The 14,805-nt window shown below is 59.9% G+C and carries 14 protein-coding genes; 3 read left to right on the top strand and 11 right to left on the bottom strand.

The window, feature by feature from the left end:
* Window positions 1-9 precede the first annotated feature (9 nt).
* Window positions 10-717: a TetR/AcrR family transcriptional regulator gene (locus tag BM019_RS10385; protein WP_009042982.1), complete on the bottom strand. Its 708-nt coding sequence runs from the start codon at window positions 715-717 to the stop codon at window positions 10-12.
* A 252-nt stretch (window positions 718-969) separates the two neighbouring features.
* Here BM019_RS10385 and lexA point away from each other — a divergent pair, with 252 nt between their 5' ends.
* Window positions 970-1,578, top strand: a complete 609-nt coding sequence (lexA, locus tag BM019_RS10380; RefSeq protein WP_007921301.1) for a transcriptional repressor LexA — start codon at window positions 970-972, stop codon at window positions 1,576-1,578.
* A 10-nt stretch (window positions 1,579-1,588) separates the two neighbouring features.
* On the top strand, window positions 1,589-2,062 hold the full coding sequence (gene sulA / locus BM019_RS10375; protein WP_007921302.1) for an SOS-induced cell division inhibitor SulA: 474 nt from the start codon (window positions 1,589-1,591) through the stop codon (window positions 2,060-2,062).
* A 104-nt stretch (window positions 2,063-2,166) separates the two neighbouring features.
* Here sulA and BM019_RS10370 read toward each other — a convergent pair whose 3' ends face one another.
* The 9 genes from BM019_RS10370 to BM019_RS10325 form a co-directional block, all read right to left on the bottom strand.
* A complete protein-coding gene (locus BM019_RS10370) occupies window positions 2,167-2,400 on the bottom strand; it encodes a hypothetical protein (RefSeq protein ID WP_009042980.1) in 234 nt (77 codons plus the stop codon).
* A 110-nt stretch (window positions 2,401-2,510) separates the two neighbouring features.
* Entirely contained in the window at window positions 2,511-3,065 is a 555-nt protein-coding gene (locus BM019_RS10365; RefSeq protein ID WP_062823098.1) for a LemA family protein, read from the bottom strand.
* Entirely contained in the window at window positions 3,066-4,100 is a 1,035-nt protein-coding gene (locus BM019_RS10360) for a hypothetical protein (protein ID WP_092418189.1), read from the bottom strand.
* A gap of 51 nt (window positions 4,101-4,151) precedes the next feature.
* On the bottom strand, window positions 4,152-4,676 hold the full coding sequence (locus BM019_RS10355) for a DUF6586 family protein (RefSeq protein WP_007921306.1): 525 nt from the start codon (window positions 4,674-4,676) through the stop codon (window positions 4,152-4,154).
* Between the two features lie 141 nt (window positions 4,677-4,817).
* Window positions 4,818-7,430, bottom strand: coding sequence for a type I DNA topoisomerase (topA, locus tag BM019_RS10350; protein ID WP_007921310.1), 2,613 nt, complete (start codon window positions 7,428-7,430; stop codon window positions 4,818-4,820).
* Between the two features lie 114 nt (window positions 7,431-7,544).
* Window positions 7,545-7,781, bottom strand: coding sequence for a DUF1653 domain-containing protein (locus BM019_RS10345; protein ID WP_007921312.1), 237 nt, complete (start codon window positions 7,779-7,781; stop codon window positions 7,545-7,547).
* 88 nt (window positions 7,782-7,869) lie between these two features.
* Window positions 7,870-9,045 (bottom strand): acetyl-CoA C-acyltransferase FadA, encoded by a 1,176-nt coding sequence (gene fadA / locus BM019_RS10340; RefSeq protein ID WP_053260302.1) that lies wholly within the window; start codon window positions 9,043-9,045, stop codon window positions 7,870-7,872.
* A 29-nt stretch (window positions 9,046-9,074) separates the two neighbouring features.
* Window positions 9,075-11,222, bottom strand: coding sequence for a fatty acid oxidation complex subunit alpha FadB (gene fadB / locus BM019_RS10335; RefSeq protein ID WP_009042975.1), 2,148 nt, complete (start codon window positions 11,220-11,222; stop codon window positions 9,075-9,077).
* A 567-nt stretch (window positions 11,223-11,789) separates the two neighbouring features.
* Complete coding sequence (locus BM019_RS10325; RefSeq protein ID WP_037004577.1) at window positions 11,790-12,227, bottom strand: hypothetical protein; 438 nt, start codon at window positions 12,225-12,227, stop codon at window positions 11,790-11,792.
* A 104-nt stretch (window positions 12,228-12,331) separates the two neighbouring features.
* On the opposite strand from BM019_RS10325, the gene BM019_RS10320 reads away from it, so the two are divergent.
* A complete protein-coding gene (locus BM019_RS10320) occupies window positions 12,332-12,769 on the top strand; it encodes a universal stress protein (protein ID WP_007921319.1) in 438 nt (145 codons plus the stop codon).
* An 84-nt stretch (window positions 12,770-12,853) separates the two neighbouring features.
* Here BM019_RS10320 and BM019_RS10315 read toward each other — a convergent pair whose 3' ends face one another.
* On the bottom strand, window positions 12,854-14,773 hold the full coding sequence (locus BM019_RS10315) for an ATP-binding cassette domain-containing protein (RefSeq protein ID WP_007921321.1): 1,920 nt from the start codon (window positions 14,771-14,773) through the stop codon (window positions 12,854-12,856).
* Window positions 14,774-14,805: the final 32 nt, after the last annotated feature.

Genomic DNA, 14,805 nt, shown 5'->3' with positions numbered 1-14,805 from the left:
CCCGGACGGTCAGGCCTTGGCGACCGCCGGAGTCGATTTGCTGCGTGGCTTGAGCTGTGCCGTGGCCATGGCATCATCAGTGACGCCGGTTTCGGCGCGCATGCCGGCCGCAAGGAATGGCACCATCAGGCGCATTACCTGCTCGATCGAGGTATTGACCCCGAAGTCGGTCTCGGCAATCGCACGCAAGGCCTTGATCCCCGACATGCTGAAAGCCGCCGCTCCCAGCATGAAGTGCACACGCCAGAACAGTTCGATCGGTGGGATACGCGGCGCGGCTTCGTTGACCAGCAGCATGTAGCGGCGGAATACCTTGCCGTACATGTCTTCCAGATAACGCCGCAGGTGCCCCTGGCTCTGGCTGAAGGCCAGGCCCAGAAGGCGCATGAAAATGGACAGGTCGTTGCCGCTGCGAGGCTGGACCACCAAGGCCTGCTCGACGAGGATTTCCAGCAGCTCTTCGAGGCTTGGCTTGCTGTCCGGCTTGGCCGAACGCCGCTCCAGCTCACGGTCGAGGCTGATGCAGAACGGCCCGAGGAAGCGCGAGAACACCGCCTGGATCAGGGCCTTTTTGGAACCGAAATGATAATTCACCGCCGCCAGGTTGACCCCGGCCTTGCTGGTGATCAGCCGCAATGAGGTTTCGGCAAAACCTTTTTCCGCGAACAACTGCTCGGCAGCATCGAGAATGCGTTCAACGGTTTCCGACTGGGCCATGGCTACTCCGCCTGACAAACACTTGTTTGAAACATACGTTTCAGCCCCAGCCTTGTCAAGCCTGCCTGTCCGTTTTGCGGCCGGCCAGTCAGCTATTTAATCATACCTGCCGCTTCCTGTAGCCAGCCACGCGACACCAGGCATGCGCAGCGGCGACCCGACCGTCCAGCGGCGATTGGAAAAAGGAGGATTGCCAAGCGGCATTCACTGTATATAATTCCAGTCACTGTATAAAAAGACAGAGCGATCGACATGCTAAAACTGACGCCACGCCAAGCTGAGATTCTGGCTTTTATCAAACGCTGCCTCGAAGACAACGGCTACCCACCGACCCGCGCGGAAATCGCCCAGGAACTGGGTTTCAAGTCGCCCAACGCCGCCGAAGAACACCTCAAGGCATTGGCCCGCAAAGGCGCGATCGAAATGACTCCAGGCGCCTCCCGCGGTATTCGTATCCCGGGGTTCGAAGCCAAGCCCGACGACTCCAGCCTGCCCATCATTGGCCGGGTTGCCGCCGGTGCTCCAATTCTCGCCGAACAGCACATCGAAGAGTCCTGCAACATCAATCCGGCCTTCTTCCACCCCCGTGCAGACTACCTGCTGCGGGTTCACGGCATGAGCATGAAGGACATCGGTATTTTCGATGGCGACCTGCTGGCCGTGCATACCACTCGCGAGGCCCGCAACGGCCAGGTCGTCGTCGCCCGCATTGGCGACGAAGTCACCGTGAAACGCTTCAAGCGCGAAGGCAGCAAAGTCTGGCTGATTGCCGAAAACCCTGAGTTCGCCCCTATCGAAGTCAACCTGAAAGATCAGGACCTGGTGATCGAAGGCTTGAGTGTCGGCGTCATTCGCCGCTAAAGGAGGCTGTATGCAGTTCCCTCACACACCACAGCATGCACAACTGCCACTGTTCGAAGCGTTCATGGCCCAACCCCTGGCGCCTATCCTCAAAGAGGTCGTCGAATCGCCCTGGAGTAACGAACCGGAAGCTTTCAGTGAACTGTCGTTACGCGGTGCCGCCGGGAACTGCCTGAGCCTGCTGGCGCCCATCCTCAGGGAACTGAGCCAGGACCAGGATGCGCGCTGGCTGACATTGATTGCCCCGCCGGCCAGCCTGACCCAGGCCTGGTTGCGGGATGCCGGCCTGAACCGCGAACGGATTCTGCTGCTGCACCCGCGCGGCGCCCAAAGCGCGCAACAGCTAGCTTGCGAGGCTCTGCGCCTGGGACGCAGCCACACCGTTGTCAGCTGGCTCAACCCGTTGAACAGCAGCGCCCGTCAACAGCTCATCAGCGCAGCCCGCACGGGCGACGCACAAAGCCTGAATATTCGTCTGGGCTGACCGCTAGAAGCGTCGATGGACACGCTTGAATGACACAAGGCTTCTCCATGATTGAGAAGCCGAAAGGAGGCGACGAACGACAGCAAAAAAACCGACAAACGGACTCAGTGAAGAATCCGTGGCCCCTCTTCTTTCTCCAATTCGCCTTCAACCAGGCGACCCGCCATCTGCACACCCACGCTCAACATGGCCTTGGCCACCTCGACATGCTGGCCTTGCAAGAAGGCTTTGGCATCTTCTGAAAAGTCCAGAGTGACCAGAGAACCCTCGTCCTCGGCCCTGCGCAGCTCGATACGACCGTCTGGCAATTCGACAATTTCTAGAAAGGACGTTGGCATAAAGGTCTGTTCTCCACGAAAGGCCGGGATTATATCAGTCATCACCCCGACCTCGCGCGGGCCCAAACGGTTTTCTTTATTGGCCTGGCGTTACAAACAGGCATTTGCCATCAGAAATTCGGCTTGTAATCAAAACTCGCGGCGGCTTCCTTATCGGAAAACGGCGTAATGGCCTGCTTCTTGTTGATGACCGTGTTGACCATCGAACTGGGGAACATCTGGATGCAGTTATTGAACTCCTCGACAGTCCGGTTGAAGACCGTAACGGCGGCTGCAATGTTCGCCTGCTGTTCGACGATTTCCTTCATCAACCCACTGACGATTCCCGCCGCCTTGAGTTCCGGATAGGCCTCAAAGGCCATGTTCAGCCCCCCCACCAGTTCCCTAGTGGCCATCTGCGTCGACTTCAGCGCCTCACCACTGGCCGCCTCAGGCAACCTTCCGAGGGCCGAACGCAGGCCCACCACTTTTTCCAGCACGTTGCTTTCATAGATCTTGAAGCTGGAAGCCTGCTCCTCCAGGGCATCCAGCACCTTGATCTTCTGCCGCTCATACACGAGCACATCGGCCCATGCGCGCTGAGCGCGGTTCCCTGCGCCGACAATCTTGTTGTAGTAGTACCAGAGGAGCCAGGCCACCAGTATCGCTGTAAGAAGGATGATCATTTACTGCTCCATGTCCTGCGTTCTTTTCTTCGGTAGATTGAAATTGTCGTCATGCAACTCGGCAAACTGGTGCAACAGCTCCAGCACCGGCCTCAGGCGCGGCATCGTCGCCCCCTGCATCAAGCCGGCATGAAAGGCGACCGGCTCCGCAAGGCTTACCGCCGAGGTAGCGATGCCAACCACATCATCATTGTTGAAGCTCACGCATAGGCGACTCTGGGAGGAAAACTCGAAACTGACGTCTTTCAGCTCCTTGGCGATCTGCAGCAACTTGAGCACGGTGACCGGTGTGGCGAAAGTCGCGCAGGCCATCTCCGTCGCGCCAGTCAGGGTGAAGGCAGAGTTGAATTCCCGGGTCGTGGTCTTGTAGAGATGCTCGCGATCCATGGCTCGATGCTTGTCACCACGAACGGCAACCTCGGCCGTCCAGGGAAAATCGAACACCAGGCTATAGCGGTCATACCCAACATAGCGGGTTCTGGTTTCCCTTCGAGAACCGCCCTTGCCATTGGAAATCGATACTTCGTAGGTTTCCATATCGACGTAATGCAGATGGTGGAAAGCGTAAGGCAGATCGTGCACCGCACCGTTATAAACGCCCAGCAGCGTGTTCTTGAGCTCACGGGAATAGTTACCCCGACGATAGTGCGCAAACTCATTCATCATCACGGCCAGGGTGAAAATCCCCGAAGCCGACGCATCACCTACACCAGCGCTGAGCAGAGCCGCTTTACGAATGATCTTCTGCGATAGCGCCTTCACCACATCCGGATGAATGAAGTGGTTGGCGCCACGCCGGCGCATCAGGTAGATCCCGGGAATCAGCAACGGCCAGACCAGTATTCCGACAATGCACAGGCACCAGGCCAGTTTTTTTGAATTGGGATCTGAACGACTAAGGACAATAGGTTCGGGAAAATCGCGAATCTGCTCCACCGCCTTGAGCAAATCCCGGGACGAAGCGGCCGCGTCCGCCAGACGATCGACACGATCGAACAACGCAGGCAGCGCATTCGTCTCTGTAGCTGAAGCCATTACTCATCCTTGAATGATTGGTCGTACTCGAAGATATCCGCTAGCGGCGGCTCAACACTCATTCAGGCCGTCACGGAAGCGAATCGCCAAAGCCTTGAGGTTCTGACGCCATTGCTCCAGCTCTTCCCGGCTCAGTTGCGGTGCCTGCTCTTCTTCATCGAGGTTCACTGCGACAATCAACGGCTGGGTGACATCGCCCTTGGGTTTATGCGGCACCCGCGGTGGCTGGAACATCGCCGAATGGGCAGCCAGCAGCTTCGCCAGCCAGGTCTCCGGGTTATGGGCCAGTTCCACCAGCTCGGCCAGCTCGGGGATGGCGATGCTTTCCAGCACCTCACGGGTGAGCAGCAGCTCCGCGCGGGGCGCATTGGCCTGTGGGAGGCGATAGAAGCCGGCGATTTCATGGCACAAGCCAAGCAGCGCGCCATACAGATGAAACAACACCGACTCGCGCCCTGCCTGCACCAGCGCCTGCGCATTCATTGCCCCGCCCGCTTCGGCTCGCGCCAAGGCTTCCAGCGACAGACCGGCGAAGTAAATTTTCTGGTTGGTGCGGGTATAGAGTTCGTGGGCCATGACGGCAATCTCCACAACGAATAGATACAGCAGGCTGGCCTTACAGTGTCATGGAACACTCCAGCCCACCGCAAGCCCAAAAGAAAGGCCGCGGACCCTTGAGAGGTTTACGCGGCCTGTCAGAAGCGTCCGATGCGGACCTTAACGCTTGTCTTCGACCTTCCAGCTACCACCGTCGTAGAACGCACGCCAACCGGTCGGCTTGCCGTCGACTTCGGTCTGCACGTACTGCTCCTTGGTCTTGCGGCTGTAGCGGATCACCGCCGGGCGACCGTCCGGGTCCTTCTTCGGTGCTTCGCAGAGGAAGTGATACTTCGGATCGATCTCGTCCTTGTGCGGGATCAGCTCGAGCACCAGCGGTGCGCGGGTTTCACGGTTTTTCGGGAACTGGCTGGCCGCCAGGAACAGACCCGATGCCCCGTCGCGCAGGATGTAGGTGTCGTTGACCTTCTCGCATTTCAGCTCGGGCATCTTCACCGGATCCATCTTCGGTGGTGCCGCGTCACCGCTCTTGAGCAGCTTGCGGGTGTTCTTGCAGGTCGGGTTGGTGCACCCGAAGAACTTGCCGAAACGGCCGGTCTTGAGCTGCATCTCGCTGCCGCACTTGTCGCATTCCAGGCTCGGACCTTCGTAGCCCTTGATGCGGTAGCTGCCCTCTTCGATCTCATAGCCCGCGCAATCCGGGTTGTTACCGCAGATGTGCAGCTTGCGTTTCTCGTCCAGCAGATAGGCGTCCATCGCCGTGCTGCAGATCGGGCAACGGTGCTTGCCGCGCAGTACCAGCGACTCGGATTCACCCTCGTCGTCCGCGGCGATCTCATCGCCCGGCACCAGGTTGACGGTAGCCTTGCAGCGTTCTTTCGGCGGCAGGCTGTAACCCGAACATCCAAGGAACACACCGGTGGACGCGGTGCGAATCTGCATCGGGCGACCACAGGTGAGGCACGGGATATCGGTCATCACCGGCTGGTTGGCGCGCATGCCGCTGTCGCTGCCTTCGGCCACTTCGAGCTTCTTCTTGAAGTCGCCGTAGAACTCGTCGAGGACGTTTTTCCAGTCACGCTCGCCCTGGGCTACGTCATCGAGGTGCTCTTCCATGCCGGCGGTGAAGCCGTAGTCCATCAGGTTGGAGAAGCTCTCGGACAGACGCTCGGTGACGATGTCGCCCATCTTTTCCGAATAGAAACGACGGTTGTGCAGTGCCACGTAGCCACGGTCCTGAATCGTGGAAATGATCGCCGCATAGGTCGAAGGACGACCGATGCCACGTTTTTCCATTTCCTTGACCAGGCTGGCTTCGGAGTAACGCGCCGGCGGCTTGGTGAAGTGCTGGCTCGGGTCGAGCTTGATCAGCTTCAGCACATCGCCCTGCGCCATGTCCGGCAGGACATCGTCGTCGCCCGGCTTGCTCATCTGCGGCATGACCCGGGTGTAACCGTCGAACTTGAGGATGCGGCCCTTGGCACGCAGCTCGAAGCCACCAGCGGCGACGCTGACGGTGGTCGACAGGTATTGTGCCGGCAGCATCTGGCAGGCCACGAACTGGCGCCAGATCAGCTCGTAGAGCCGCTCGGCGTCACGCTCCATGCCCGACAGCTTGCTTGGATGGGTGTTCACATCGGACGGACGAATCGCTTCGTGCGCCTCCTGGGCCCCTTCCTTGCTGCTGTAGAAGTTCGGCGAGGACGGCAGGTATTTGTTGCCGAACTCTTCTTCGATATAGGTCCGCGCCATCGTCAGGGCATCAGCCGAGAGGTTGGTCGAGTCGGTACGCATATAGGTGATGTAGCCGGCTTCATACAGACGCTGGGCCATCATCATGGTTTTCTTCACCCCGAAGCCCAGGCGGTTGCTCGCGGCCTGCTGCAGAGTGGAAGTAATGAACGGGGCCGACGGCTTGCTGCTGGTCGGTTTGTCTTCGCGCTTGGCGATGGTGTAGGTCGACGCCTTGAGCTTCTCCAGTGCCGCCATGGCCTGGGCTTCGTTCAGCGGCTTGAAGGCCTCGCCGTTTTCCCGCGCCACTTCGAAGCGCACATTGGCGCCCTTGGCGGTGCCGAGGTCGGCGTGAACTTCCCAGTATTCTTCAGGGATGAAGGCACGAATTTCGCGCTCGCGCTCCACCACCAGCTTCACCGCCACCGATTGCACACGACCGGCAGACAGGCCGCGGGCGATTTTCGCCCACAGCAACGGCGAAACCATGTAACCCACCACGCGGTCGAGGAAGCGACGCGCCTGCTGAGCGTTGACCCGATCGATATCCAGCTCGCCCGGCTGGGAGAAGGCTTCCTGGATCGCCTTCTTGGTGATTTCGTTGAACACCACGCGCTTGTAGCGGCTGTCATCCCCACCAATGGCTTCCCGCAGGTGCCAGGCAATGGCCTCCCCTTCGCGGTCCAAGTCCGTTGCGAGATAGATGGTGTCGGCATCCTTGGCGAGCCGGCGCAGCTCTTCGATGACTTTTTCCTTGCCTGGAAGGATCTCGTACTTGGCTTTCCAGCCGTGGTCCGGATCGACTCCCATGCGCGAGACCAGCTGCTTGCGCGCCTTCTCCTTGGCCGACAGCGCCGGTGCTTCACCAGCAGCCGCCTTGCCACGCTTGGCGGCAGGCTCTTTGGCGGCGCTCGCCGAACCACTGGTGGGCAGGTCTCGGATATGGCCGATACTCGACTTCACCACGTATTGGTTACCCAAGTACTTGTTGATGGTCTTGGCCTTAGCCGGGGATTCCACAATGACCAGCGATTTGCCCATGGATCGGAAAATTCCTGAATTCGAGAAGTGAGAGGCGGTTGGCGCCTGACGCGGCACCGCTATATATAGTGGCAACAAGGTGAGGTCAAGCGCAGGGTACTGCGCGACCTCAGCTTAAGGCTGCGAAAAAAGACTGGGTTCGGCCTGCACCAAAGCAAAGCGTGGCACCTGCTCGCCGTCAACCTCGACCGACTCCAGGAACATGCTCAAGGGGCGCACCCAAAAGCCGTAATCGCCATACAGGGCTTGATAGAACACTACTTCCTCTTCCGTCTCGGAATGCCGCGCCACGCTGAAAACGCGGTACTGCGGTCCCTTGTAATGCTGATAGAGCCCGGGTTGTAATTGCATGTTCTGGCCCTCGTGCAAAATAAAAAATATAAATCTTCAGAAAAACAAAAACCGGGGCACTGGGCCCCGGCTTCCATCAACGCAACGCTTAAACGCGTTCGAAGACGGTGGCAATGCCCTGGCCAAGGCCAATGCACATGGTGGACACGCCAAAGGTGCCGCCATTCTGCTTCATGACATTGAGCAAGGTGCCGGAGATACGCGCACCGGAACAGCCGAATGGGTGACCCAGGGCGATCGCGCCGCCGTGCAGGTTAACCTTCTCGTTCATCTTGTCGAGCACTTTCAAATCTTTCAGCACCGGCAGAGCCTGCGCCGCGAAAGCTTCGTTGAGCTCGAAGAAGTCGATATCGGTGATTCCCAGACCCGCGCGCTTCAGCGCTTTCTGCGTGGCCGGTACTGGACCATAGCCCATGATCGCCGGATCCACACCCGCCACCGCCATCGAGCGGATCACCGCCAGCGGCTGGATGCCCAGGTCCTGGGCACGCTGCGCCGACATCACGATCATGCACGAAGCACCGTCGGTGATCTGCGACGAAGTACCGGCCGTCACGGTGCCGCCCTTCGGATTGAAGGCCGGCTTGAGGGCCGCCAGGCTTTCCAGGGTGGTCTCGGGACGAATGGTTTCGTCGTAGTCGAACAGTTTCAGGAAACCATTCTCGTCGTAACCTTGCATCGGGATGATTTCGTCCTTGAACTTGCCTTCCACCGTCGCCTTGTGGGCGAGTTGGTGGGAGCGCAGGCCGAAGGCATCCTGTTGCTCACGGGTAATGCCGTGCATCTTGCCGAGCATCTCGGCGGTCAGGCCCATCATGCCCGAGGCTTTCGCCGCGTACAGGGACATGTGCGGGTTCGGGTCGACGCCGTGCATCATGCTCACGTGGCCCATATGCTCGACGCCACCCACCACGAAGACGTCACCGTTGCCGGTCATGATCGCCTGGGCGGCGGTGTGCAGCGCGCTCATCGACGAGCCACACAGACGGCTGACGGTCTGGCCGGCCGAGGTGTGCGGGATCTGGGTCATCAGCGACGCCATGCGCGCGATGTTCCAGCCCTGCTCCAGGGTCTGGTTCACACAGCCCCAGATCACGTCTTCGACTTCCGCCGGATCGACCTTGGCGTTGCGTTCCAGCAATTTGCTGATCAGGTGCGCCGACATGTCTTCGGCGCGGGTGTTGCGGTGCATGCCGCCCTTGGAGCGGCCCATCGGAGTACGACCGAAGTCGACAATCACGACGTCTCTAGGATTCAAGCTCATATATTCACTCTCGCTCTAGTAGGGGGCGCTTAACCGAAGAAGCTCTGGCCGTTCTTGGCCATCTCGCGCAGCTTCGCGGTCGGGTGGTACAGCGCGCCCAGATCGGCGTACTGGTCGGCCAGGGCAACGAACTCGGCAACACCGATCGAGTCGATGTAGCGCAGCGCGCCGCCACGGAATGGAGGGAAACCAATACCGTACACCAGGCCCATGTCGGCTTCGGCCGCGGTTTCGACGATGCCGTCTTCCAGGCAACGAACGGTTTCCAGGCACAGCGGGATCATCATCCAGTTGACGATATCCTCGTCAGTGACTTCACGCTGCTCGTACACGATAGGCTTGAGCACTTCCAGCACCGACGGGTCGGCCACTTTCTTCTGCTTGCCTTTCTTGTCGGCCTCGTAGGCGTAGAAACCCTTGCCGTTCTTCTGACCCAGGCGCTTGGCTTCGTAGAGCACATCGATAGCCGAACGACGGTCGTCTTTCATGCGATCCGGGAAACCTTCGGCCATTACGTCACGACCGTGGTGACCGGTGTCGATACCGACCACGTCCATCAGGTACGCCGGGCCCATCGGCCAGCCGAATTTTTCCATGACCTTGTCGATGCGCACGAAGTCCACGCCGGCGCTGACCAGCTTGGCGAAACCGCCGAAGTACGGGAACAGCACGCGGTTGACCAGGAAGCCCGGGCAGTCGTTGACCACGATCGGGTTCTTGCCCATTTTCTTGGCGTAGGCAACGGTGGTGGCCACGGCCAGCTCGCTGGACTTCTCGCCACGGATGACTTCGACCAGCGGCATCATGTGCACCGGGTTGAAGAAGTGCATGCCGACGAAGTTTTCCGGACGCTTGAGGGCCTTAGCCAGCAGGCTGATGGAAATGGTCGAGGTGTTCGAAGCGAGGATGGTGTCCTCCTTGACCTGGTCTTCGACTTCGGCCAGAACCGCTTGCTTGACCTTAGGATTCTCGACGACCGCTTCGACCACCAGGTCGACGTGGCCGAAGTCACCGTAGGACAGCGTTGGGCGAATGCCGTTGAGCACTTCGGCCATCTTCGCCGCGGTCATGCGACCTTTATCGACACGGCCGACCAGCAGCTTGGCGGCTTCCGCCAGGCCTTGCTCGATACCGTGTTCGTTGATGTCTTTCATCAGGATCGGCGTGCCTTTGGACGCCGACTGGTAGGCGATACCGCCACCCATGATGCCGGCGCCGAGTACGGCGGCCTGCTTCACGTCCTGGGCGATTTCGTCGTAGGCCTTGGCCTTTTTCTTCAGTTCCTGGTCATTCAGGAACAGGCCGATCAGACTCTGCGCAGCAGAGGTCTTGGCCAGTTTGACGAAGCCTGTTGCCTCGACTTCCAGCGCCTTGTCACGACCGAAGTTGGCGGCTTTCTGGATGGTCTTGATGGCTTCGACCGGCGCCGGGTAGTTCGGGCCAGCCTGGCCGGCGACAAAACCCTTGGCGGTTTCGAAGGACATCATCTGTTCGATGGCGTTGAGCTTGAGCTTTTCCAGCTTCGGCTGACGCTTGGCCTTGTAGTCGAACTCGCCGGAGATGGCGCGCTTGACGGTGGCCAGGGCCGCTTCATGCAGTTTTTCCGGAGCGACGACAGCGTCGACCGCACCGACTTTCAGTGCGTCTTCGGCACGGTTTTCCTTGCCGGCGGCAATCCATTCGATGGCGTTGTCGGCACCGATGATGCGTGGCAGGCGAACGGTACCGCCGAAGCCCGGGTAGATGCCCAGCTTGACTTCCGGCAGGCCGATCTTGGCACTGGAGGACATGACGCGATAGTCAGCTGCCAGGCACATTTCCAGACCGCCGCCCAGCGCGATGCCATTGATCGCGGCAACGGTCGGAACGTTGAGGTCTTCGAAATCGCTGAAAATCTTGTTGGCTTCGAGGTTGCCTGCGACAAGCTCTGCATCCGGCAGCTTGAAGTTGTCGACAAATTCGGTGATGTCGGCGCCGACGATGAAGACGTCCTTGCCACTGCTGACGATCACACCCTTGACCGACGCATCTGCCTTGATGGCGTCCACGGCCGAACGCAATTCGTTCAGGGTAAGACGGTTGAACTTGTTGACGGACTCACCCTTGAGGTCGAAATTCAATTCGACGATGCCACTTTCAAGAGCCTTAACCGTGATGGCTTTACCTTCGTAAATCATCAACTGATCTCCACGATATGGAAGCTGAACAGTACACGTCGGACGCTAACTTCTGACTCGGCAACGACGTTTCCATCGATGCTACGCCAATCCGCCAGGCACACCCGCCAACGCGATAGTCGGGATTCTGGAAGAGCCGTCTGGTAATACAAACGCTCAATTCATACGCCCGTTTGATTTGGGTACGCCACATTCAGGCAAAATCCGACAATTGTCAATCGCCCAAAAGGTTGTTTAAAACGCGACTTCTTAGTCATTCCAGACGGGCACGCACCATCAACAAGCCGGCTCATCTGAGGACATTCATAGAATCAATCTTTAGAAAAGTCGCCCTAATGCGTGGCCCCATAACCGATTCACGGCTACGCTGGCACAACCCTGGAGCAAAAATAGGGGCGCCTGGCCGAAAACCAGGCGTAAGATCAGCGACAACTCTCATCCCCCGCTGCTCAGAACCAGGGGATCAGAAAGGATTTACCGGCCTGCCTGGCCAACCCAGCCCGACCTTGTCGGGCTTTTTACTGCCTGCTTTTCAATAACCTGTGCCATTGCAGCGCAGGTCATGCTTCACGCCAGCGCCTTGAGCACTGCGGCAATGTCTTGCAAAACACTGGCTTCGCCACGTTCCCCCCAATACAAGACGATCATCTGCCGGTCGGCCTCGACCTTGAACACGTTGGCCGGCAGCGTGCGAAAGTGCTCGAGCAAGGCAGGATCCGCACAGACTTCCCGCCATTGGTTGACCCACACGCCCGGCGCACTTTGCCAGTAGGCCCAGCAGGCCGGTTGTGTGCCGCGCCGCGGCCGATGGTATTGCGCACAGGGGCTTGGAGGCTGCGGATCCATCCAGTGCGGCCACTCCTGAGGCGCCAGTTGCATGCCCAGGCCCATGCGGCGCGCCTCCATGCGCAGGGCGATCTGCCCGCTCTGGCGGCGCGACGGACGCAGCCATGCCAGCGGGCTCAACACCACCGCGAGGATTGACACCACTATCCAGACCGTCATATCTGTACTCCCGATTCTTGATGAGCCGATTGATCCAGGTCGGAACCAATCCGCTTGAAACCAGCCATACTTGAAGCTATTGCAATCCTCAGGAGGAGCACCTCATGCCCTACCACCATATTCTGGTCGCCGTAGATCTAACCGAAGAGTGCGATCCTGTTATCCACCGGGCTCGCGAGCTGTCGGTCAGCAACAGCGCCAAATTGTCCCTGGTGCATATCGTCGAGCCGATGGCCATGGCGTTCGGCGGCGACGTACCGATGGACCTGTCCCAATTGCAACAGCAGCAGTTCGACCAGGCCAAGGAACGCCTCGATCGCCTCATCACCAAATACCCTGAGCTGTCCAAGGAATACAGCCACCTGACCTATGGCCAGCCACGCCAGGAAATCCATCATCTGGCCAAGGAACAGGAATGCGACCTGATCGTGGTCGGCAGCCATGGCCGGCACGGCCTGGCGCTGCTGCTGGGCTCGACCGCCAACGACGTGCTGCACGGCGCCCCTTGCGACGTGCTGGCCGTGCATCTGGTCAAACGCTGAGCCCGCCGGCGAAATTCTCCGCCCGCACCAGCCCTGCAAAAAGCCCGACATGAATGTCGGGCTTTTTTATTGCCGCCAGGTCACTCAGGCATCCAGCTCGGCCCAGCGCTCGACCATCACATCCAGTTCAGCATTGAGCTGTTCCAACTGGGCGATAACCGCCGTGGTCTCGGCCGCAGGACGCTGATAGAAGCCAGCGTCGGCCATTTCCGCTTCCACGGTGGCGATCTGCTGCTCCATGGCTTCGATCTGGCCAGGCAACGCCTCGAGCTCGCGCTGCAACTTGTAGCTGAGCTTCTTCTTGGCCGCAGGCGCTTCCTGTGCCGCGGCAGGTGCCGCCGCCACAGGCGCAACCACCGCCGAGTTCAGCTCGGCCTTGCCCGACTTGTTCTCGGTCACGCCCAGCAGGCGTGGCGAACCGCCTTGGCGCAACCAATCCTGATAACCGCCGACGTATTCGCGAACCTTGCCTTCGCCTTCGAACACCAGGGTGCTGGTGACCACGTTATCGAGGAATGCCCGGTCGTGGCTGACCATCAGCACGGTGCCCTGGAAGGTCAGCAGCACTTCTTCCAGCAGCTCGAGGGTTTCCACGTCCAGGTCGTTGGTCGGTTCGTCGAGCACCAGCAGGTTGGCCGGTTTGCTGAACAGCTTGGCCAGCAACAAGCGAGCACGCTCGCCACCGGACAGCGCCTTGACCGGCGTGCGGGCACGCTGCGGGCTGAACAGGAAATCCCCCAGGTAGCTGAGCACGTGGCGGCTCTGGCCATCGATATCAATAAAGTCGCGACCTTCGGCGACGTTGTCGATCACGGTCTTTTCCAGGTCCAGCTGGTGACGCAGTTGGTCGAAGTAGGCCACGTCGATACGCGTGCCCTCCTCGACCTTGCCGCTGCTCGGCACCAGGCCGCCCAGCATCAGCTTGAGCAGCGTGGTCTTGCCGGTACCGTTGGCGCCGAGCAGGCCGATACGGTCGCCGCGCTGCAGGACCATGGAGAAATTCTTGACCAGGAACGGACCGCCCGGATGAGCGAAGCTCACGTCTTCGAGCACCATGACCTGCTTGCCGGACTTGTCGGCGGTTTCCAGCTGGATATTGGCCTTGCCGGTACGCTCGCGACGCTCGCTGCGCTCGACACGCAGGGCCTTGAGGGCACGCACGCGGCCTTCGTTACGGGTACGGCGGGCCTTGATGCCTTGGCGAATCCAGACTTCTTCCTGGGCCAGGCGCTTGTCGAACAGCGCGTTGGCCGTCTCTTCGGCCGCCAGCACGGCCTCCTTGTGTACCAGGAAGCTGGCGTAGTCGCCGTTCCAGTCGATCAGCCCACCACGGTCCAGCTCGAGAATCCGGGTCGCCAGGTTCTGCAGGAAGGAACGGTCGTGGGTAATAAAGAGGACGGCGCCCTGGAAGTCCTTCAGGGCTTCTTCCAGCCAGGCGATGGCGCCGATATCCAGGTGGTTGGTCGGTTCGTCGAGCAGCAGCAGGTCCGGTTCGGACACCAGGGCCTGGGCCAGCAGGACGCGACGACGCCAGCCACCGGACAACTCGGCGAGGGTCTTGTCGGCCGGCAACTGCAGGCGGCTCAGGGTGCTGTCCACCAGGGTCTGCAAGCGCCAGCCGTCACGGGCTTCGAGGTCGTGCTGGACGTGCATGAGCTTTTCCAGATCGGCATCGGTGACGATGTTCTGGCTCAGGTGGTGATACTGCGCCAGCAATTCGCCAACGCCATCGAGGCCCTGGGCGACCACGTCGAACACCGTCCGCTCGTCGGCCACTGGCAATTCCTGCGGCAATTCGCCGATTTTCAGACCGGGCGCGCGCCATACGGAACCGTCGTCGGGCTTCTGATCGCCCTTGACCAGCTTCAGCATGCTGGATTTGCCAGTGCCGTTGCGGCCGATGATGCACACCCGCTCACCACGGGCGATCTGCCAGGACACCTTGTCCAACAACGGCATAGCGCCGAACGCAAGGGACACATCGCTGAATTTGAGCAGGGTCATGAGCTTCTCCAAAAACCGGGCGCGCATTCTAC

The organism is Pseudomonas sp. NFPP07, assembly GCF_900115645.1.
In the GTDB taxonomy this organism is placed as follows: Bacteria; Pseudomonadota; Gammaproteobacteria; order Pseudomonadales; family Pseudomonadaceae; genus Aquipseudomonas; species Aquipseudomonas chlororaphis.
The sequence above is the reverse complement of the archived record's forward strand: the minus strand, read 5'-3'. Positions and strand labels throughout refer to the sequence as shown.